Source organism: Pseudomonas silensiensis (genome assembly GCF_050434865.1).
Lineage (GTDB): Bacteria > Pseudomonadota > Gammaproteobacteria > Pseudomonadales > Pseudomonadaceae > Aquipseudomonas > Aquipseudomonas fluorescens_W.
On record NZ_JBNDJH010000017.1, the window covers coordinates 74,235 to 93,900 of the forward strand.

17 protein-coding genes are annotated in these 19,666 nt (G+C 58.6%); 7 read left to right on the plus strand and 10 right to left on the minus strand.

What is annotated here, in order from left to right; genetic code table 11:
• The first annotated feature begins 7 nt into the window (after positions 1-7).
• On the plus strand, positions 8-493 hold the full coding sequence (locus QF010_RS22750) for a glutathione peroxidase (protein ID WP_008002671.1): 486 nt from the start codon (positions 8-10) through the stop codon (positions 491-493).
• Positions 490-951 carry a MarR family winged helix-turn-helix transcriptional regulator gene (locus QF010_RS22755; RefSeq protein WP_008030355.1) on the plus strand — a complete coding sequence of 154 codons (462 nt, stop codon included), beginning with the start codon at positions 490-492 and terminating at the stop codon, positions 949-951. The genes QF010_RS22750 and QF010_RS22755 overlap by 4 nt, the downstream gene beginning before the upstream one ends.
• Here QF010_RS22755 and QF010_RS22760 read toward each other — a convergent pair.
• Positions 935-3,256, minus strand: coding sequence for a hybrid sensor histidine kinase/response regulator (locus tag QF010_RS22760; RefSeq protein WP_033059123.1), 2,322 nt, complete (start codon positions 3,254-3,256; stop codon positions 935-937). The genes QF010_RS22755 and QF010_RS22760 overlap by 17 nt on opposite strands.
• A 166-nt stretch (positions 3,257-3,422) precedes the next feature.
• On the opposite strand from QF010_RS22760, the gene QF010_RS22765 reads away from it, so the two are divergent.
• Both QF010_RS22765 and QF010_RS22770 read left to right on the plus strand, forming a co-directional pair.
• Positions 3,423-4,313: an ATP-binding protein gene (locus QF010_RS22765; protein WP_033059124.1), complete on the plus strand. Its 891-nt coding sequence runs from the start codon at positions 3,423-3,425 to the stop codon at positions 4,311-4,313.
• On the plus strand, positions 4,310-4,792 hold the full coding sequence (locus QF010_RS22770; RefSeq protein ID WP_429533985.1) for a GAF domain-containing protein: 483 nt from the start codon (positions 4,310-4,312) through the stop codon (positions 4,790-4,792). Before QF010_RS22765 ends, QF010_RS22770 begins: the two co-directional genes overlap by 4 nt.
• On the opposite strand, the gene QF010_RS22775 is transcribed toward QF010_RS22770, so the two are convergent.
• The 8 genes from QF010_RS22775 to QF010_RS22810 all read right to left on the minus strand — a co-directional run bounded on the left by QF010_RS22775 (position 4,793) and on the right by QF010_RS22810 (position 15,467).
• Positions 4,793-7,741 (minus strand): HD domain-containing phosphohydrolase, encoded by a 2,949-nt coding sequence (locus tag QF010_RS22775; protein ID WP_429533986.1) that lies wholly within the window; start codon positions 7,739-7,741, stop codon positions 4,793-4,795.
• A gap of 49 nt (positions 7,742-7,790) precedes the next feature.
• Positions 7,791-11,435 (minus strand): transporter substrate-binding domain-containing protein, encoded by a 3,645-nt coding sequence (locus tag QF010_RS22780; protein ID WP_429533987.1) that lies wholly within the window; start codon positions 11,433-11,435, stop codon positions 7,791-7,793.
• A gap of 8 nt (positions 11,436-11,443) precedes the next feature.
• Positions 11,444-12,070: a response regulator transcription factor gene (locus tag QF010_RS22785; protein ID WP_033059130.1), complete on the minus strand. Its 627-nt coding sequence runs from the start codon at positions 12,068-12,070 to the stop codon at positions 11,444-11,446.
• Between the two features lie 255 nt (positions 12,071-12,325).
• Positions 12,326-12,718 (minus strand): response regulator, encoded by a 393-nt coding sequence (locus tag QF010_RS22790; RefSeq protein ID WP_033059132.1) that lies wholly within the window; start codon positions 12,716-12,718, stop codon positions 12,326-12,328.
• A gap of 183 nt (positions 12,719-12,901) precedes the next feature.
• A complete protein-coding gene (locus QF010_RS22795) occupies positions 12,902-14,230 on the minus strand; it encodes a deoxyguanosinetriphosphate triphosphohydrolase (RefSeq protein WP_429533988.1) in 1,329 nt (442 codons plus the stop codon).
• 193 nt (positions 14,231-14,423) lie between these two features.
• Positions 14,424-14,765 (minus strand): hypothetical protein, encoded by a 342-nt coding sequence (locus QF010_RS22800; RefSeq protein WP_033059135.1) that lies wholly within the window; start codon positions 14,763-14,765, stop codon positions 14,424-14,426.
• A complete protein-coding gene (locus tag QF010_RS22805; RefSeq protein WP_008145878.1) occupies positions 14,762-15,151 on the minus strand; it encodes a phage holin family protein in 390 nt (129 codons plus the stop codon). The genes QF010_RS22800 and QF010_RS22805 overlap by 4 nt, the downstream gene beginning before the upstream one ends.
• Position 15,152: 1 nt before the next feature.
• Positions 15,153-15,467, minus strand: coding sequence for an ElaB/YgaM/YqjD family protein (locus QF010_RS22810; protein WP_033059137.1), 315 nt, complete (start codon positions 15,465-15,467; stop codon positions 15,153-15,155).
• A 306-nt stretch (positions 15,468-15,773) separates the two neighbouring features.
• Here QF010_RS22810 and QF010_RS22815 point away from each other — a divergent pair, with 306 nt between their 5' ends.
• Positions 15,774-16,982: an ammonium transporter gene (locus tag QF010_RS22815; RefSeq protein WP_033059138.1), complete on the plus strand. Its 1,209-nt coding sequence runs from the start codon at positions 15,774-15,776 to the stop codon at positions 16,980-16,982.
• Here QF010_RS22815 and QF010_RS22820 read toward each other — a convergent pair.
• Positions 16,979-18,691: a cation:proton antiporter gene (locus QF010_RS22820; protein ID WP_429534024.1), complete on the minus strand. Its 1,713-nt coding sequence runs from the start codon at positions 18,689-18,691 to the stop codon at positions 16,979-16,981. The two genes, QF010_RS22815 and QF010_RS22820, sit on opposite strands and share 4 nt — an antisense overlap.
• 207 nt (positions 18,692-18,898) lie before the next feature.
• On the opposite strand from QF010_RS22820, the gene QF010_RS22825 reads away from it, so the two are divergent.
• Both QF010_RS22825 and QF010_RS22830 read left to right on the plus strand, forming a co-directional pair.
• Entirely contained in the window at positions 18,899-19,135 is a 237-nt protein-coding gene (locus QF010_RS22825; RefSeq protein WP_033059141.1) for a glutaredoxin family protein, read from the plus strand.
• 169 nt (positions 19,136-19,304) lie between these two features.
• A complete protein-coding gene (locus QF010_RS22830) occupies positions 19,305-19,622 on the plus strand; it encodes a hypothetical protein (protein ID WP_008145883.1) in 318 nt (105 codons plus the stop codon).
• The last annotated feature ends 44 nt before the right edge of the window (positions 19,623-19,666 follow it).

Consider the following 19,666-nt stretch of genomic DNA (forward strand, 5'->3'; position numbering starts at 1 on the left):
CCGAACCATGAGCGACAACCTGCTGAGCATCCCTTGCACCACCATCAAGGGTGAGCAAAAGACCCTGGCGGATTTCGCCGGCAAAGCCGTGTTGGTGGTCAATACCGCGAGCAAATGTGGCTTCACCCCGCAGTACAAAGGCCTTGAAGAGTTATGGCAGACCTACAAGGATCAAGGCCTGGTGGTGCTGGGTTTTCCGTGTAACCAGTTCGGCAAGCAAGAGCCGGGCAACGAAGGGGCGATTTCCGAGTTCTGCGAGTTGAACTTCGGCGTCAGTTTTCCGCTGTTCAAAAAGATTGAAGTCAATGGCGCTGGCGCCCACCCGCTGTTCGTTCAACTGAAAAAACGCGCACCGGGTGTGCTGGGTTCCCAGGGCATCAAGTGGAACTTCACCAAGTTTCTGATCGGCAAGGATGGCCAGCTGGTCAAGCGCTTCGCCCCCGCGACCAAGCCGCAGGACCTGACCCGCGAGATCGAAGCCCTGCTCAAATGAACACCTTGTCAGTCGATTCCCTGAAGCTTGACAGTCAACTGTGCTTCAAGCTGTACGCCGCTTCCCGGGCGGTGATCCGCGCCTACAAGCCGATGCTTGATCAGCTCGGCCTGACCTACCCGCAATACCTGGCGATGCTGGTGTTGTGGGAATGGCAGGAGGCTGCCCCCGAGCAGCCGACGGTCAAGGCGTTGGGCGAACGCCTGGCGCTGGATTCCGGCACGCTGACGCCGTTGCTCAAGCGTCTTGAGCAACTGCAACTGGTTCAGCGTCAGCGTTCGGCGCGGGACGAGCGTGAAGTGCACTTGAGCCTGTCGCCAACCGGCAAGGCCTTGCGCGATCAGGTCGGGCCGCTCAAGGCCCGCCTGTTATGCGACAGCGGTGTGGATCTGGATCGCCTGAATGATCTGCGCGAGGGGCTTGATCACCTTTTGGGGCAAATCAAAGCACTGTCGTAGTAGGGACCCACAAGTCCAGCAGGGCCGCCAACTCTTCCCGGCGGAAGGGTTTTGCCAGGTAATCGCTCATGCCGGCCGCACGACAGCGTTCACGCTCTTCGGACATGGCGTTGGCGGTCAGGGCGACGATGGGCAGCTGTGGCCAGCGTCCGCTGCGACGGATTTGCCGACTGGCCTCGTAGCCGTCCATCACCGGCATGTTGCAGTCCATCAGCACCAGATCGAATTCGCTCTGCTCCAACTGATCCAGCGCCTCGCCACCGTGACCGGCGACAATCACCTCGCAACCGAGTTTTCCGAGCATCCCCTTGGCCACCAGTTGGTTGACCGGATTGTCCTCCACCAGCAGCACGCGTCCGCGTCGTTGTGGGCAGAGGGTGTCGAGTCGGGCACCGTTGATCGTGTTGAGTTCCGGCTGCAGGACTCGCCGCAGCGTCTGGTACAGCGCGTTGCGTGCCAGAGGCCGCGCCTGTTGCTGCAAGGGGGCGAGGGCGAGGGCTTGTTCGCTGGGCATGAAACTGCCGTAAGCGGTGACCAGCAGAATGGGCGCTTTACACGAAGGGCGCAGGCCAAACAGGCATTCGGGGCAATCGGTAATCAGTACATCCGGGTTCAGACCCAGCAACGAGTCATCGATGGAGCGCTGCTCATAGTCGAGCCCCCAGCCGGGCAACACGCCGTTCAGCAGTTCTGCCAGACCGCTGCTGGCGCTGGTGATTGCGATAACCTTGCCCTGTAATGAGGCCGGGGGAAGAGCGCGGGTGTGGCTGGGCAGCGGCAGATCCGCACAGAACACGCTGCCGAAGCCTGCTTCCGAGCTGATGGTAAGACGCCCTTGCATGGCTTCGCAGAGGTTGTAAGTCAGTGCCAGGCCCAAGCCGGTCCCGCCGAATTGCCGGGTAATGCCGGCACCCGCTTGCGTGAATGGCTGGAAGATCTTGACCTGGGCGTCCTGGGCGATACCGATGCCGGTGTCGCAGACTTCGATTCTGACGCCGTCCCCGAACGTCGACAGGCGCACATCGACACGACCGAAACGGGTGAACTTGAGGGCGTTGGACAGCAAGTTGCTGACGATCTGTCGGACCCGGGTCGGATCCCCGAGCACCAGGGCCGGAAAGTGCGGGTCGATCAGGCAGCTCAGCTCGACACTCGGCGCGGCGTTTTGCGATAGCAGGTTGGCGGTGTCCTCGATCAGCGAGCCAAGGTCGAACGGAATATGTTCGAGCTCAAGTTGGCCAGCATCGAACTTCGACAGATCGAGAATATCGTTGAGCAGTTCCACCAGCACTTTGCCCGAGTCATGGGCGATGGACAGCTGTTGCTGTTGTTCGGCATTGAGCGGGCCGTCCAGGGAAAGCGCGATCATCCCCAGCAGGCCGTTGAGCGGGGTGCGGATCTCGTGGCTCATGTTGGCCAGGAACACCGAGCGCGCTTCGGCCATGTCCAAAGCGGTGCGGCGGGCGACTTCCAGCTCCTGATTGGATTGGCTGAGCCGCGAGTTGATCGCCTTGAGTTCCGCCGTGCGGGCCGAAACGATGTTCTCCAGTTGCCCGAGGTAGTCGGTCAGGCGGTTTTCGGCGTTGCGTCGCTGCTGGATTTCGGTGGCGATGTTTTCGAATTGTTGATTGGCAACCTTGACCAGTACACCGATTTCATCTTTTTCATGGCCCGTCGGACATTCCAGTGACGTCGGCTCCACGCTTCGCGGGTCGCGGCCGCTGAGTTCACGGATGACCCGCACAAATGGCTTGGTCAGCATCACATAGAACAGCGCCAGCAGGATGCCGGTCAGCAGCAGGCTGCGAGCGAAGCCATTGAGCAGGGTCACCTCGGCCCGACGCAGGAACCGGTTGCCGAATGAATAGGTGTCGACGTCCAGGCTAAGGGTGCCGAGGGATTCGGTCGGCAAGTGATCCAGGTAGAGACGGTCTTCGAACTGCCGGTTGGCGCTGAACAGGAAGTCGCTGATCACCCGATAACCGTTTTGCACGCCCGGGCGTTTGACGCTGGCGAGCACGGTACCGTTGTTGTCGGTCAACTGCGCGCCGATGATCGCCGGCGAGCGCAACAGGCCCAGGGTCAGTTCCTGAGCAAGTTCGGCGTCGATGTTGTAGGCAATGCGGGACGCGGGGTTGTGGCTGATTTCCAGCAAAGACAGGATTTCTCGGTTGATGGAGGCGTCTTCACTGGCATAATCGATGCCTATTTGCAGCAGACTGAGCAGCGTGCCCAGAATGAAACCGACCAGCACAGTAAGCCTGGCTTGCTTGTAGGACAGCCGGTTGGTGAACTTGATATCCATGGGGTGTTGAACCACTTCCGTTTCCCTTCGCTGCTCAAGCATAGTCGATCATGCATGGATACCGATGTTCTCGCGAGCCCTTGTGTAAAGGGATGAACTGGACACCGAACGCTGTGTTTCGTCGCTGTATCGCCATCATTACTGTGAACGAGCCCGAGGAGAAGACGTGGATTCCCGATTAAATGCTTTTCTTGAACGCGCCGATGCCGTTTTGGCCCGTATCGAACCGCTGCTGCCTGCACCTCGGCAAGCTATCGACTGGAATCATTGCCTGGCCGCGCGCTGGCAACGCGAGGGGCGCAGCGGGTTTCTGTTGCCGCTGGAAGTCAGCCTCGACATGCGCTTGTCCGATCTGATCGGTGTCGACCGGCAACTGGAGCAATTGGGGCGAAATACCCAACAGTTCATCGATGGCATGCCGGCCAACCACGCATTGCTCTGGGGCGCGCGCGGCACCGGTAAATCGTCGCTGGTTCGCGCCTTGCTGGCCGAACACGCCAAGGCCGGTCTGCGGCTGATCGAGATCGAACGCGATCACCTGGCGGACTTGCCGCGCGTGGTCGAACAGATCGCCAAGCTGCCCCAGCGTTTCGTGTTGTTCTGCGATGACCTGTCGTTCGAGTCGGGCGAGGGTGATTACCGGGTGCTCAAGAGCGTGCTCGACGGCTCTCTCGAACAGGCCCCGGATAACGTTTTGTTGTACGCCACGTCCAACCGTCGCCATCTGGTCCCGGAAAAGGAAAGCGATAACGAAAACTGGAAACGCGTTGACGGCGAACTCCATCCCAGCGAAGCGGTGGAGGACAAAATTGCACTGTCGGACCGTTTCGGATTGTGGCTGTCGTTCTATCCGTTTACCCAGGAACACTTCCTCAACGTCGTCGAACACTGGATCGGTCAACTGGCCGACAAGGCGGGCCTTGAGTGGCAGCGAGACGAAGCACTGGACATCCTCGCGGTACGCTGGGCCACGGGCCGCGGTAATCGCAATGGACGTTGCGCGTATCAATTTGCCCGCTATTGGGTCGGGCTGAAGCTGTTGGAGCACAAGGCATGATCGATTTACAAAAGAGCGGCCAGGGCCTCGAAGGCTACGGGATGCTGTGGGCGCAATTGGAGTCGTTGCTGGCGGACGAGCGGGATTTCATTGCCAACGCCGCGCAATTCTCGGCGTTCCTGTACAACCAGCTCGAGGACCTGAACTGGGCCGGGTTCTACCTCAATCGCAACGAAGAACTGGTCCTTGGCCCGTTTCAAGGGCAGATCGCCTGTGTGCGGATTCCGTTCGGTCGGGGCGTGTGCGGAGCGGCGGCGGCCACCTTGCAGACCCAGTTGGTCGAGGACGTGCACGCGTTCCCCGGACACATTGCTTGCGACAGCGCGTCGAACAGCGAGCTGGTCGTGCCACTGGTCAAGGACGGTCGCCTGATCGGCGTGCTGGACCTCGATAGCCCGAAACTGGCGCGTTTTACCGTTGAGGATCAGGCCGGTATCGAGCAGTTGGCGGCGATTTTCCTGCGCCTGACCGACTGCTGATCATGCCCTCAAGCCTGCCTTGACCAGCAGGCTTGTCGGATCAACCGCATCGATCTGTTGGGGATCGAGGAATCGATCGGCGTACTGCACGTAGATTTGCGCGTTGATGAACAGCCCGAACAACTCGGGATCGATGTGGGCATCCCGGCACATGGTGGCCATGATGCCCAGCGCTTCGCTCAAGGACTTGGCTTTCTTGTAGGGGCGATCGGCGGCGGTCAGTGCTTCGAAAATATCGGCAATCGCCATCATCCGCGCCGGCAGGCTCATTTCTTCGCGCTTCAATTGCTTGGGATACCCGGTGCCGTCCATTTTCTCGTGGTGGCCGCCGGCGATTTCCGCGACGTTGCCGAGGTGGCCGGGGAAGGGCAGGTGGCTGAGCATCAGAATCGTCTGCACCATGTGGTGATTGATGATGTAACGCTCCTCGCGGGTCAGGGTGCCTCGGGCAACGCTCAGGTTGTAGAGCTCGCCCCGGTTGTACTTGTAGGGCGGCACATCGAGCTTGAACCCCCACGGATTATCCTCCGGAATCAGTTCGGCTTCGGGTCGTTCGAACAGGTGTTCGGGTTTGTCCGCCAGCAATGGTTCGCTGACCGGCAGTGTCGGTGCCGGGGTCCGCGCCTGACGCCGGTTCTCCTCCCAGGAAACACCCAGCCGGTCATCCAGGGTTCGGGTCCAGGTGCGTTGGGCGATGCTGCGCAGGCGTTGCTGGTCGGACTCGGCCATCGCCTCGCCACCCAGGTTGCAGCGGGCAACGAACGCGAAATCATCGTCCAGCCCCGCCAGCGTGGCGTTGCGCAGTTCGGCCAGGTGTTGCTCGTTACCGCCCAGGGCCATGGCTTGCCAATAGCTGACCCAGGCGTCGCGCTTGAGCACTTCGAAGCGGGTGCGGATTTCGTGGATACGGTCGTTAAGCGTTTCCAGCTTCGTGGCTTTATCGACCACATATTCCGGAGTGGTGACCTTGCCGCAGTCGTGCAGCCAGGCGGCGATGTGCAGCGCTTCCCATTCATCGTCGGTGGGTTGATAGCCACTGAAGGCCGGGTCCTGGCTGGCAGCGGCGGCTTGGGCAAGCATCAGGGTCAGCGCCGGCACTCGCTGGCAGTGCCCGCCGGTGTAGGGGCTTTTGGCGTCAATCGCACCCGCCAGCAGTTGAATGAAGGAATCCAGCAGTTGTTTTTGTTTGGCTTGCAGACGCTGACTTTCAATACTCACGGCGGCCGCGCCGGACACGGCCTGGAGAAACGCGATGCGGTCCGGACGAAGTTTCTCCAGGTCACTCTGGTTGCCGGTGTCGGCCAGCAGCAGGATCAGCAGGCCCACGGTTTCGTTATGACGGTTGTGCAGCCGAATACCGATCAGATGAACGCGGGGACACTCCAGCGCAAGCAACACCTTCTGCAAATCCCCGGCCTGTTCAAAACCAAGCGTGGTGACGACGTTGTCGGCAGTCGACAGCTGTTGTAGCCATGCAGGGCTTTGCGGAGCCTGGAGTTCATGTCCTCGAAGATCAAATGACGGCAATGCCCGTGAGGTGCCGTTGACGACCAGGCCATGGGGCTCCATGCGATCGCCATCACTTTCGCGCAGGTAGATCAGACCGGCCTGGGCCTGGCCGATTTTCACGGTTTCAAACAACACCCGTTCGAGCAAGGGGGCGAAGCGGGTCTCGGCGCTCAGGCTGTCGGTGATCTGGAAAAAACTCGCCAGGGTGTCTTTCATGCGCGTCATCGACACCCTCAGTTGGTCGACTTCGAGTACGGGAGAGCGACGTGAGGCCGGAAAGTTGAAGTCGAAACTGCGAACCGCGTCAGCCTCCCGTACCAGCGCGTGCAGGGGTTTGACCAGAATTCGCGAGGTCAACCAGCCCAGCGGCAGGCACAGCAACAGCGTGGCCAGGGTAATCAGCGCGCCTTGCCAGCGCATACGGTAGGCATCGACGAGTAACTCATCTTCCGGCACCAGCAGCGCCAGTTGCAGTCCCTGGGGGCCGCCTTCCTGCATGCGGCTGCGGGCAACGATCCATTGACGACCGGCGACATCCAGGCGATTACCTGCGACGGGATTGTTGAGCAATGCGCCGAGGCCGGGGCTGAGGTCAGCGGCTTTGATCAGGCGGGCAGTCTGATCGTCGATGATCAGTTTGCTGCTGTCGGGATACGCGATGGCATTCCCTTCGGCATCGAACAGCACGATTTCGGTACTGGGCGTCACGACATGTTTGGCCAGGGTGGCGGAGAGTTCCGCCAGGGTCAGATCGGCACCCATGACAGCCTGTTCGCCACTGCGCCGGGCCAGGGTAGTGCCGACATTGTGGGTGGAGAAAAAGAGGTAGGGTTCGGTGGTGATCTGATCGCTGTCACCGCGGGCGTTGGCATACCAGGCGCGGGTGCGCGGATCATAGGTTTCGTCGGGGTTGTCCTGGCGGCTGATGAGGGCCAGATCCTGATCGAAAAACAATGATTGGGAGCGGACCTGACCGCTGTTGCCTGTTCGCTCAATGCTCCACACCTGATAAGCCGCCGTATCCGGTGCCTTGAGGAGCGTTTTCAGGTCGGGGGTTTGCAAGGGCCGAACCATGAAGAAATCACCGTTGCCATAGCCCAGATACAACGAAGCCAGGTCGGGATTGTCCTTGAGCGACTGGCCGAAGGGTTTGAGTAGCGCCAGGCGTTGCTCCAGGTCAGGTGCCTGGGTCGCCGGGTATTCCGCCAGCAGGGACAGCAGATGGCGAATCGGTTCATAAGTGGCGTGCAGGTCGAGACGGACGTCCTGCTCGATGCGGTTGAAGAGCTTTTCACTGCTGGAAAGAATGATCTGCGTGGTTTGCTGGTAGTTGAAAAGGCCCAGCACCACGCCAGTCAGCAACAGCAGGAAAGTGAACATCACGCTGATATGGACGTGCAGGGGAAACCGCCGTTGATCCGGGCGCAGTGGGCTGTGCATTGCAGGTCTCTCCATGATGGTTAACACACTGCTCAGCGTCCAAGCATAGTTAAGGCTCTGTCATTCTGCTTTTGCCGTTTTGGCCGATCTGTTGCTGCAATGCTTGCTCCAATTCGAGCATGGCGCGCTCTATAGCCTTGCTGCAATCGGCCACTTCGTCGTGATGAAACACTTCGTGGCAGGCCTTTTCCAGCGCCTCGCAGCTGTCGATCACCCGGGAGGCCTGGACGATTCGGGCGGCGCCCTTGATTTTGTGGGCGACGTCGAGAAATGGCTGAGGTTCTCTGGAGGGGGACAGCGCCAGCAGTTCTTGTCGGTCCAGACGGTTGCTGTTCAACAGTTCGGTCAACAGTCGCTGGTCCAATACCGGATCTCCGCCGGTCAAAAGACGCAATCCTTGCAGGCTGAACGCGGGTTCGCGGGCGGTTGGCCTGATGCCTTCAAACCACTGACTCAAGGCTGTCAGGGTAAGGGGCTTGAACAGGCAGTCGTCCATCCCGGCTTGTTTGCAGCGTTGTATTTCTTCGGGTTGTGCGTTGGCGGTAAAACCCAGCACGGTACAGGGCGGGCGGTGCGTTTTTTGTTCATGTCGGCGAATGGCGCGGGCCAGTTCGTAGCCATTCATGATCGGCATGTTGCAATCGACAATCACCAGATCGAACGGCTCGGCTTCCCATGCCTGAAATCCCGCCTGGCCATCCGGTGCGACGCTGAACAGGTGGCCCAGAAACGCCAGTTGCTGGCACATGAGCAAGCGATTGGCGGGGTGATCGTCGACCACCAGAACATTCAGCGGGGTCGTCGTGGTGCGGATTTGCGCTTCAGCAGCCTCCGGCATCTCTACGAGCGGCAGTGTCGCCAGGTGCAACGACACCTCGACTTGAGTTCCGGTACCCGACTGGCTGTTCAATAGCAGGCTGCCGCCCATCATTTCGCACAGGCTGCGGCTGATCACCAGCCCAAGCCCCGCACCACCTCTGGCTGACTGCCCGGAGTGATCGGCCTGAGCGAAAGGTTCGAACAACCGCCGCTGATCCTGTTCACTGATCCCTATGCCACTGTCGTGAACTTGCAACAGCATCCGGACCCGCTCAGGTTCGGCGGTTGGGTGCAGGTCGACGATGATCCTGACGTGGCCTTGCTCCGTGAACTTGATGGCATTGCTGACCAGATTGGACAAGACCTGCTTGAAGCGCATCGGGTCCAACAGGACATCAAACTGCGGCTTTGAAGGGCGGAACTCCACCAGCAGCTGGAGATTTTTCTGGTGTGCCAGTCCATCGAAGACCCGCACCACCGAGGCCACGATTTCACTTGGATTGACCCGTTCCGGACTCAGGCTCAGCTGTCCGGATTCAATCCGTGCGATGTCGAGAATGTCCCCGATCAGCTCCAGCAGGTCCTTCGCCGAGTTGTACGCCACATCGATGGCGGGGCGATCCGGGTGCTCATGATCGATGCGTTTCAGCGTGAGTTCGAGCATGCCGATGACCGCATTCATCGGGGTGCGGATCTCATGGCTCATGGTCGCCAGAAACGTGGTTTTGGCACGGTTGGCTTCATCGGCGCGCTCTTTGGCATAGCGCAGATCATCGAACAGTTGCCGCCGTTCGCTGATGTCGATCCAGCCGCCGATGATGCCTTGCACTTCACCGCTCGAATCACGGTAGGGAAGAATCCAGTGGTAAATCGTCAGTCTGCGGCCGCCGATGTGCAGCGCACGATCGAGAATCAGCGGTTTGCCCTCGGCCACGACGCGCTGGTAATCGGCCTGATACTCCCGGGCTTCGAACGCGTTGCTCAGGTTGCCTTGTATGACGCCTTTGCCGATGACGTCTTCACGTCTCGCACAGAAGGCTTGCAGGTAACTGTCGTTGCAGCTTTGCAGCAGCCCCTGACGATCGCGGACATAGATGGGATGAGGCGTGCCGTTGACCAGTGATCGCATGAATTCGAGTTGATCGTTCAATGCACGCTCGGCGGCCTGACGCTGCTTTATCTGGCGACGCATGTAAGCGTTCCAGGCAACGGAAATCAGCAGCAGCACCCCGGCACCGATAACGATTTGGTAGAACAGTCGGTGATAGTTGCGCCAGGTACTTTGCGAGGACGCCGAATAGCCGCGCCAACGGCTGTTGATGATGCCCAGTTCTTCCGGAGCAATACTCAGCAGTGCCTTGTTGAGGATGGCGTTCAGTTCTTTGGCATCTCGGCCGGTGGCCAGGGAGAACGCGGCTTGCCGGGTGCCAATGGTGGTACTGATTTGAAGGGTGTGCTCGAAGAGCTGCGATGAGATGAAGTAGTTGGCAATCACCAGTGAATTCACCGCACCTTCTGCCTTGCCCTCGGCCAGCAACTCCACGGCGCTGAACGTGTCCGGGGTTTCAATCAGCCTGATCCGCGGGAACTCGCTGCGCAGGTAGTCCACCAGGGGATTGCCTTGGGCGATTGCCAGGCGTTTGTCCTGTAACTGCGCAAGGCTTGTCGGACTGTCGGCGGCTTTGCGAGTCAACAGGACAAAAGAGTTTTGCAGGTAGGGGCGGGTGAAGTTCAGCGTCGATTCACGTTGGGTGCTGGGGAGCAGGGCGGCGATCAAGTCGGCCTTATTGTCCCTGATCTGCTCGATCATCTCGTCATCACTGCGGCTGCGACGGACGTCGAAGCGCAAACCGGTGCGCAATCTGATCAGCTCGAGCAAGTCGGCGCTAACCCCACGAAAGTTGCCATCACTGTCGAAAAACGTCAGCGGCGCAAAAGCCTCATTGACCACCACACGCACGACCGGGTGTTGCGCCAGCCAGCGTTCTTCATTGTGGGTGAGTTGCAGTTTTTGATCGGTGAGCAGCATGTCACTGCCGGCACTCCAGCGTTTGGCGATGTTGTCCCGTTCACTGCTGGGGATGGCCATCAGTATTGCGTTGATGATGCCGAGCAGTTGCGGGTTGTCCTTGTGCACGGCAAAGCTGAAACCGTGCGCTTCGTGTTTGCCGAAGTTGGCCATGCGGATGTTGTTCAGATACCCCTTGTTGATCATGTAATGGGTGGAAATGGTGTCACCCAGAAAAACGTCAGCCTGGTCGAAGGCAACGGCATTGATCGCATTCTGGTAAGACGGAAAGGACGTGATGATCGCCCTCGGATACATTGCCTTGACCTCCTCCTGCGGCAAATAGTGATACACCATGCTCAGGCGCAGACCGGCCAGGCCATCGGTCAAGGATCTGGTTTCACCTTCGCGGGTCACCAGAACCGGCTGGTCCACGGCGTAGGGGGTGGAAAGTACGATGTCAGCGTTGTGAGCTTCGAATCCATTGGCGGTCCCCAGCAAATCGATCTCGCCGTTTTCGAGGGCCTCTATAGCGGCCTCCCGGGACGAAAATCTCAGAACCTTGATGGGCAAACCGGTTGTTTTGCCAAGGATGCCCGCGTAATCGGCGGTAAAACCTTCGTAGTCGTGACCACTGATGGTCAGGTCGAAGGGCGGGTAGTCCGGGGCTGACGTGCCGAGGATCAGTTCCCGTTTATTCTCAATCCATTGTCGTTGTGCGTTATCCAGTTGGACTTCCTGGTGTCCGGCCATTGAGCGACTCATCAGGGTGTAGTTCTCGCTGACGGTCTGCGCAGCGGCCACCGAGGCGGTCAGGCATAAACCTGCGGCCATGAGTGTCAGATAATCCTTTATGCGACTGGGCATCCTGTTTCTCACACTAACGCGTTACGTTTTGCCATATCGATGAGTTCAACCAGGGATTTGGCTTTGAGTTTCTGCATGAGGCGTTTTTTATAAGTGCTGACCGTCTTGTTGCTCAGAAACATGCCTTTGGCAATTTCCTTGTTGGTGCGGCCTTGGGCAAAGAGTTGCAATACCATCAGTTCCCGGTCATTGACTGACTTGAACAGTTCCAGGTCGGCGAATCGCGCGTCATCACAGCGAACAGGATTCAAGGCCTGACTTGGGAAATAGTTGTAACCTGACAATACGGCCTTTATAGCGCTGACCAGTTCACTCAGCTCTTCCTGTTTACACACATATCCCGATGCGCCGGATTGCATGCAGCGAATACCGAAAAGTGTCGGGCACTGTGCTGTTAACACCAATGTTTTCAGACGGGTACTCATTGCGTTGAAACGGGCGAGAACTTCCAGCCCATCCAGTTTGGGAATGCTGATGTCGAGAATGACCAGATCAGGCATGCATTCGCGAACCATCTGCATGGCATCGACCCCATTATCAGTTTCGCCGACGACTTTGTAACCTTCATGTTCAAGCAACATTCTGACGGCAAGGCGGATAACCGGGTGATCGTCGACAATAAAAACGGAGTTCATAATCAAATCCCATGCGAGCACTAATAAAGCGCGCACCTTAGCTCAGATAATTGAGGCGACGCATGAGCTCACGGACCTGCAGCGGCAATATAGGAACAATCCTACAGCTGAAGAAGAATGGGACTACGTATCAACTAGGTTTTTTATGAAGAAGGGTGAAGGTTGTTGATGGTTAGTCGAAAGATCGGAAGTGTTTAATTGTAAGTTTTGAGTGGTGTTTGGGTTGGGTTTTTAATGTGTTTGATATGCATTTTTTTACAATGAGGCCAAGGTTAGCAGGTTTCTGAATTCGGATTGTTTCAGCGGTTTTATCAAGTACCCCAACAATGGCAGTCCGTGTTCGTTGGCCTTTTTTTCAAGTTCGTCCAGTTCGGCGGATGTCAGGCTACTTAACAGTATGGCCTGTCTGATCATCCCCCGGTGGCTGGCGAATTCGACCAGATCAAGCCCGCAGAGGTCGGGCAGACATTGATCGCACAAAAGAATATCAAAGGGTTGCGCAGCCTTGAGCATTTGTTGCAAGGCGCCATTGGCACTGTCGGTAGTGGTCAGTTGGGTGAAACCGTAACTCTCAAGCAGATATTGAGTTGCCCGCAGTTGGAAGGGATGATCTTCCACCAGCAAGATGCGTAGATCGTCTTTGAACATAGGAGTATTCACGCTTCTTCTGTCGAGCTGAAGGAAGCGAGATTATTTCGCGAGGTTACCGAATAATCGATCAGTTAGCTCAGCGCATGTTGTAGGGGAATTCGGCGAACGTTGAGTGCACCTGGCGTTTGAGAGGCAAATCAACCATTACAGGCGGCGTAATGGCTGATCACCCAGGTCTCATCAGTGGCTCGAACGACCGGTCATCTCCAGCGCCATTTCGCTGGCGTAGCTGTCGGTCATGCCGGCGATGAAATCAATCATCCGTAGAAACGAGGCGTGCAATGGGCCATTAGGATTGGGCGCATTGTTGCCCAACAGGTCGAGGACTCGGCGACTCTTGAAGGACGGCGTTCGACCGTTATGTTGTTCCAGTGCCGCGCCGCAGAAGGCGTTGAGCAGGATTTCCAGCGTGGTGTAGGCGCCGATTTCATGCAGGGTCTTGCGCTTGTCCTGGAAGATTTTCTTGCGCGCCATGTCCTTGGCATTCAGTACGCATCGCTTGGCAGGGCCGTGCATGTGCTCCACCAGATCACCGGGCAGCGTGCCGGCCAGCAACGCGTCCTGTTGCTCGACAAAGGCCCGTGCTGCGGCGTTGGTCAGGTGTTCAATGGCTTTGCCTCGCAGGATCGCCAGTTTGCGCCGGCGCGAATCCAGTGGACCCAGCTGGCGATAGGTTTCCGGCAGATCGTCACCCACAAGGTCCAGCAACAGGGACTCGACTTCGGCGTATTCCAGCAACTCCATTTCCAGACCGTCTTCCAGATCGATCAGCGCGTAACAGATGTCATCGGCAGCCTCCATCAGATACACCAGCGGATGGCGCGCCCAACGCTGTTCCTCGAGTTGCGGCAGGCCGAGTTTATGGGCGATTTGTTCCAGAAGCGGCAATTCGCTCTGATAGCAGCCGAACTTGTGTTTCTTGTAGCCCAGTGAGTCTGCGTGTTTTGCCGTCCATGGATACTTCAGATAAGTACCCAGCGTGGCGTAGGTCAGCCGGGTGCCGCCGTCGAACTGGTGATATTCCAGCTGGGTGAGTACCCGGAAGCCTTGGGCATTGCCTTCGAAATTGAGGAAGTCATGGCGTTCGACTTCGCTCATTGCATCCAGCCAGCCACGGCCGGCGGCTTGCTGGAACCAGTGGCGAATCGCGTCTTCGCCGGAATGGCCGAAGGGCGGATTGCCGATGTCATGGGCCAGGCAAGCCGATTGCACCACCATGCCCAGGTCGCTGGGCTCGCACCAATCAGGCAGGGCGCTGCGGATGGTTTCGCCAACGCGCATGCCCAGCGAACGGCCGACGCAGCTGACTTCCAGCGAGTGGGTCAGGCGCGTGTGGATATGATCGTTGCTGGTGACCGGATGGACTTGGGTCTTACGCCCGAGGCGGCGAAACGCGCCCGAGAAAATGATCCGGTCGTGGTCTTTGTGGAAAGGGCTACGGCCGAGTTCTTCCGGGCTGTGCAGAGGCTTTCCGAGGCGCTCGCGGGTAAGCAGGGTTTGCCAATCCAAGGCTGGTTCACTCCGTCAGGTGACTGATGAATGCCTAGCTTCCGGGTTCGCGTCCGGACCTGCAAGCGGAACTACAGCCCGGCGGCGTCGATATCGATGAGCAGCAGTCGGCGGTGAAGCAGGCGCGCAGGATGGAACCCCTCGATAAAGAGGTTCAATCCCGATGTCGCAAGCATGCAGCCAGATAATGGCCTTAGGGGTTACGCGAAGAGCCTTGCATCATCAGCTTGATCAATGGCCCCAGCGTGGCGCCCAGACGAACCAGTCGAGTGAGGCTGCTGACGCCACCGCCCTTGGCGCCCTTACCTGTCAGAAAGCCCAGCAAGGTGACGGCTGCCACGCCCCAGAGTGGAGCGTGCTTGATGCCGAAGCCATCTTGCAGGTTTCGCGTCATCCCGCGCACGCGCTGCAAGGGTTGCAGCAGTTGCGCGGATTCGTGGCGGATTTCCTGACGATGCATTTCCATGCGCAGGCGAATCAGCGCTTTGCGCATTTCGGTGCGCGAGCTGTTGTGAGGCAGTTCAGGCAGGCTCATGGCAGCAGACGCTCCCGATCGTTGGCCAATTCTTCCAGTGTGCCGTGGAAGGGCGAGGATTCATCGAAAATCGCCGCTCTCAAGCGCATCGCACAGAAAATGGCCGCCAGTGTGTAGAAAACACAGAGCCCGATGATGGCCGCCAGGCGATAGGTGTCCCAAAACAGGATCAACACCAGCGTCGACAACCCCACCAGCAACAGCAAGGCAAAAACCAGCGCCAGGCCTGCGAATAGCAACAGGCTTACGGTGCGGGCTTTTTGTTCCTGCAATTCGATGCCGAACAGTTCGACATGGCTGTGCAGCAGTCCAAGAAAAGCGGCACCCAGGCGCCGCGGTGAGGAGCTTGGGCCCGTCGCGGACGAGCCGGATTCGCCGATCGCCATATCAGCGCCGAGTGGCCAGCAAGCCAAGCAGGAAACCCACGCCAGCCGCGATCCCGACCGATTGCCACGGGTTGGCCTGGACATAGTCTTCGGTGGCGGTAACGGCAGCCTTGCTGCGTTCGCGCAGGGTGTCTTCGGTCAACTTCAAGGTTTCGCGCGCACGCAGCAGGCTGTCGTGGATTTGCTCGCGCAACTCATCAGCCTGATCGCCGGCCAGCGTTGCGGTGTGTTCCAGCAACCGTTCGGTGTCGTTGACCAGAGTCTGAAAATCATTCATCAGGATTTCTTGAGCAGTCTTTGCCTTGATGCTGGCCATGGGTGGATCTCCGTAAGTGGCTTCTGAAACGTTCGAGTATGAGCCTTGCGCGAAGGTTCAGTACAAATGACTGGTACAACTTTTGCTACGTCGTGGTGCGTCTGCCTGCGCCGTTGCGCTGTTGCCGGGCAGGATTCGAGCAAAACCTTATCTCAAATAATGAAAACTCGCGCAAAGGTTCCAACCTTGTGCGCCAAAGTGGCTCATCGGGATCAATCTGCTGATCCCGGCAAGTCGCAACTTGGTGCATGAATTGTCTGCGCGAACTGCTTTGGTGCTTTTTTAGCCTTCAGGTCTGCCAACCCCATGGAAAATCTGCAAAGCGCTGTGGACAGTCTGGTCCATAGCTCCAATACGTTGTTCATTCTGATCGGCGCGGTCATGGTGCTGGCGATGCACGCCGGTTTCGCCTTTCTTGAAGTCGGCACGGTTCGACAAAAGAACCAGGTCAATGCCTTGTCGAAGATCCTCAGCGACTTCGCCATTTCGACCCTGGCCTACTTCTTTATAGGCTATTGGATTTCCTATGGGGTGACCTTCATGCAACCGGCGGCGGTGATCAATGCTGATCATGGCTATGGGCTGGTGAAGTTTTTCTTTCTGCTGACGTTTGCTGCGGCGATACCCGCGATCATTTCCGGCGGCATCGCCGAGCGTGCCCGGTTTGTCCCGCAGTTGTGCGCGACGGCACTGATCGTGGCCTTCATCTATCCGTTCTTCGAGGGCATGATCTGGAACGGCAACTTTGGCCTGCAAGCCTGGTTGCTGGAGCACTTTGGCGCCAGCTTCCATGATTTCGCCGGTTCGGTGGTGGTCCATGCCATGGGTGGTTGGCTGGCTCTGGCGGCGGTGTTGTTGCTCGGGCCGCGCAATGGTCGTTATCGCGAAGGGAGGCTGGTGGCGTTCGCGCCCTCGAGCATTCCCTTTTTGGCGCTGGGGTCGTGGATCCTGATCGTTGGCTGGTTCGGTTTCAACGTGATGAGCGCGCAAACCCTGCAAGGTGTCAGCGGACTGGTGGCGGTGAACTCGCTGATGGCTATGGTCGGCGGTACTGTGGCGGCGCTGATCGTCGGGCGCAATGACCCGGGCTTTCTGCATAACGGCCCGCTGGCCGGGCTGGTGGCGATCTGTGCCGGTTCCGATCTGATGCACCCCGTGGGCGCGCTGATCACTGGCGTCATCGCCGGCGCATTGTTTGTCTGGTGCTTCACTGCGGCTCAAGTCAAATGGCGCATCGACGATGTGCTGGGGGTTTGGCCGTTACATGGCTTGTGCGGCGTCTGGGGCGGGATCGCCTGCGGCATTTTCGGCCAGAGCGCGTTGGGTGGACTGGGCGGCGTGAGCCTGATCAGTCAGTTGATCGGCACCGCGCTGGGAGTGGTCGTGGCGCTGGCCGGTGGCTTTGCCGTGTATGGCGCGATCAAGGTGTTCCATGGTCTGCGCCTGAGTCAGGAAGAAGAGTATTACGGCGCTGACTTGTCGGTGCACAAGATTGGTGCTGTGAGCCAGGACTAGGTCTCTTCGTCGTCAGCGCCTGGATAGAAACCGTGCAACAGACGATAGCGGTCGTGCCGAATCTGGTCGGCCCGCTCCTGTACCTGATGCGCGGGTAATCCCAGCATGATCAGCGCGTGGGAGGCGAGCATCAGGCTCGACTCCAGCAGTTCAGGCACGACTTCGCTGGCGCCGGCTGCCTTCAACTCGGCCAATTGGCTGTCGTCGCGTGTGCGCACCAGAATCGGTACGGTCGCATTGAGTTGCCGCGCTTCCTTGAGGATCAGCAAAGCGACGTCGGTCTGATCCACGGCGATCACCAACAGCCTGGCGCGCTGCAGGCCTACCGCGACCAGCAGTTCACCACGACGTGAGTCGCCATAATGCACACAGGTTTCACCAAGGGCGGCTTCGTGGACACGCACCGGATCAGAATCCAGTGCGATGTAGGGTTGCTGCGCGTTGCGTAGTGCGCGTCCGATGGACTGACCGACGCGGCCGTAGCCACAAATCACGACATGGTTGTGTAACCCGGCATTGAGCGCGCTGATTTCTTCAAGTTTTGCTTCTTCGTTGGGTTTGCGATGCAGGCGTGTGGCGATGTGGGGCGCGGCGCGCAGCAGCAACGGCGTGACGAGCATCGAACAGAAGGTCGCCGCCAGCAACAGGCCGCCCAAATCCGCGGGCATCAGTTTGTTCTGCTGCATCAGGGCCATCAGCGCAAAGCAGAACTCGCCGCCCTGAGCCAATGCCAGGCCGCTGCGCCAGGCGGTTTCGCCATCGCTGCCACGCCATTTGACCAGCAGCGCAACGACGCTGCCCTTGAGCAGCAACAACCCCAGGGTCAGGCCGAGAATCAGCAGGCCGTGGCTGGCGAACAACTGCAAATCGATCAGCATGCCAATACTGACGAAGAACAGCCCGAGCAGGATGTCGCGGAACGGCCGGATGTCGGCCTCGATCTGATGCCGGTAGTGGCTTTCCCCCAACAGCATGCCAGCGAGAAACGCACCCAGGGCAGGGGAGAGTCCGAGCAGGTGAGTCAACCACGCCGTCAGCAGAACAATCACCAGCGCCAGTAGCACGAACAGTTCCGGGGAGCGGGCAGCCGCCACTTCATGGAACAGCCGCGGCAGCAACCAGCGACTGGCCAGCAGCAGGCCGACGAACAATACGATGGTTTTACCCAGCGTCAGTGGCAGCGCCCAATACCAGGCCTGGTCGCTGCTGCCAGCAAACACCGGCACCAGGGTCAGCAGCAATACCGCCACGACGTCCTGGAACAGCAACACGGCGATGGCATTCTGGCCGTGGCTGCTGAAAATCTCGCCGAGACTGCTCAGCTCTTTACTGACAATGGCCGTGGAAGACAGCGACAAGCCGGCGCCGAGTAACAGCGCAGGCGTGATCGGCATGCCGAGCAGCATCAGCAAACCGCCTAGCAGTATCCCGGAGCACAGCACCTGCAGACAGCCCAACCCAAACACCACTCGGCGTAACGCGAGCATTTTCGACAGGGAAAACTCCAGCCCAAGGGAGAACAGCAGAAACACCACGCCCAGCTCGGCGAGGCCCGGCAGTTCTTCGCTTTCATTCACCCAGTTGAATGCCGTTGGCCCGACGATCAGCCCCACGCACAAGTAGCCCAGCACCGGTGGCAATCGCAGGTGCTGGAACAGCGCAATCACCACCAGGGAGGAGGCGAAGATGATCAACAGATTGGCAAACACAAAAACTCCGGTGATGGACGCTGGCCATTCAAGCGTAGAGGCAAATAGTCCGTGAGCATCGCGCAATGGGTATTGAAGACGACTGATGTGCGTCAGCGTATTGCCGAGATCCGTTGCCGTTATGGCGCAAAGGTAGAGCATTCAATGGCTCGACGGCTTTTCGGGGCAGGCCTAGAATGATGACTTAATTTTTTCGGTTGAGCGCTCATGCTTCCTGAATGTCAGCTGTTCGGCACCCTTGGGTGTCATCTCTGTGAAGTGGCAGAAGCCATGCTGATGGAATTTGTCGAGCGCGGTCTGCTGGTGGAACTGGTGGACATCGCTGAAGACGAAACATGGTTCGAAGCTTACAGTCTGCGTATTCCGGTGTTACGGCGGGTCGATACTGGCGCTGAGCTGGGCTGGCCGTTCAGTGCCGATCAGGTAGTGGCGTTCCTGCGTTAAGCGGTTGTTGCGGTGGCGATGTTCCGCCTGTCGAACTTTGCGATGGATCCCCTTGGCTTTACCGGTACTGATCGGATACTGTATGCGCATACAGTTATTCGTGGTGCCTGCCTTGTCGTCCCTGGTTTTCGGGTTTGGCCAGGCAGTCCGGGCGTGAGAGGGATGAATCGTGGTCAATGTCGAACAATTGAAGAACAGCGTGAACCGGATGTCGGCGGACGTGGTGCGCGAGGCTGTCCTCGAATTACGTCTGGATGGTCTGGTGACAGAAGGAAAAACTCCCTTCAATAAACTGCATTTCAATACCTGTTTCGCCGAAATCGAAGCCTTGTTCCAGCGCGCGGGTTATCACCGGCAGCTGGATGTCGTGGGCTATCAAGGCTTGTTGTATGCGCTATATGACCCTGGTCGCTGGGAGGCAGTCGATGTGCTGCGCTGGCTCAAGGAGTTCACCGAAGCGGCAGCGCGCACGCAGATACCGGCTTGAGGATTCTCTACTAGGTTCGTTCCGGCCGCTGTTGGATAATACCG

Excerpts from the sequence above, each read along its gene's own strand:
- QF010_RS22750 (WP_008002671.1), top strand. The coding sequence starts at position 8 with ATGAGCGACAACCTGCTGAGCATCCCTTGCACCACCATCAAGGGTGAG.
- QF010_RS22755 (WP_008030355.1), top strand. The coding sequence starts at position 490 with ATGAACACCTTGTCAGTCGATTCCCTGAAGCTTGACAGTCAACTGTGC.
- QF010_RS22760 (WP_033059123.1), bottom strand. The coding sequence starts at position 3,256 with ATGGATATCAAGTTCACCAACCGGCTGTCCTACAAGCAAGCCAGGCTT.
- QF010_RS22770 (WP_429533985.1), top strand. The coding sequence starts at position 4,310 with ATGATCGATTTACAAAAGAGCGGCCAGGGCCTCGAAGGCTACGGGATG.
- QF010_RS22775 (WP_429533986.1), bottom strand. The coding sequence starts at position 7,741 with ATGCACAGCCCACTGCGCCCGGATCAACGGCGGTTTCCCCTGCACGTC.
- QF010_RS22780 (WP_429533987.1), bottom strand. The coding sequence starts at position 11,435 with ATGCCCAGTCGCATAAAGGATTATCTGACACTCATGGCCGCAGGTTTA.
- QF010_RS22785 (WP_033059130.1), bottom strand. The coding sequence starts at position 12,070 with ATGAACTCCGTTTTTATTGTCGACGATCACCCGGTTATCCGCCTTGCC.
- QF010_RS22790 (WP_033059132.1), bottom strand. The coding sequence starts at position 12,718 with ATGTTCAAAGACGATCTACGCATCTTGCTGGTGGAAGATCATCCCTTC.
- QF010_RS22800 (WP_033059135.1), bottom strand. The coding sequence starts at position 14,765 with ATGAGCCTGCCTGAACTGCCTCACAACAGCTCGCGCACCGAAATGCGC.
- QF010_RS22805 (WP_008145878.1), bottom strand. The coding sequence starts at position 15,151 with ATGGCGATCGGCGAATCCGGCTCGTCCGCGACGGGCCCAAGCTCCTCA.
- QF010_RS22810 (WP_033059137.1), bottom strand. The coding sequence starts at position 15,467 with ATGGCCAGCATCAAGGCAAAGACTGCTCAAGAAATCCTGATGAATGAT.
- QF010_RS22815 (WP_033059138.1), top strand. The coding sequence starts at position 15,774 with ATGGAAAATCTGCAAAGCGCTGTGGACAGTCTGGTCCATAGCTCCAAT.
- QF010_RS22825 (WP_033059141.1), top strand. The coding sequence starts at position 18,899 with ATGCTTCCTGAATGTCAGCTGTTCGGCACCCTTGGGTGTCATCTCTGT.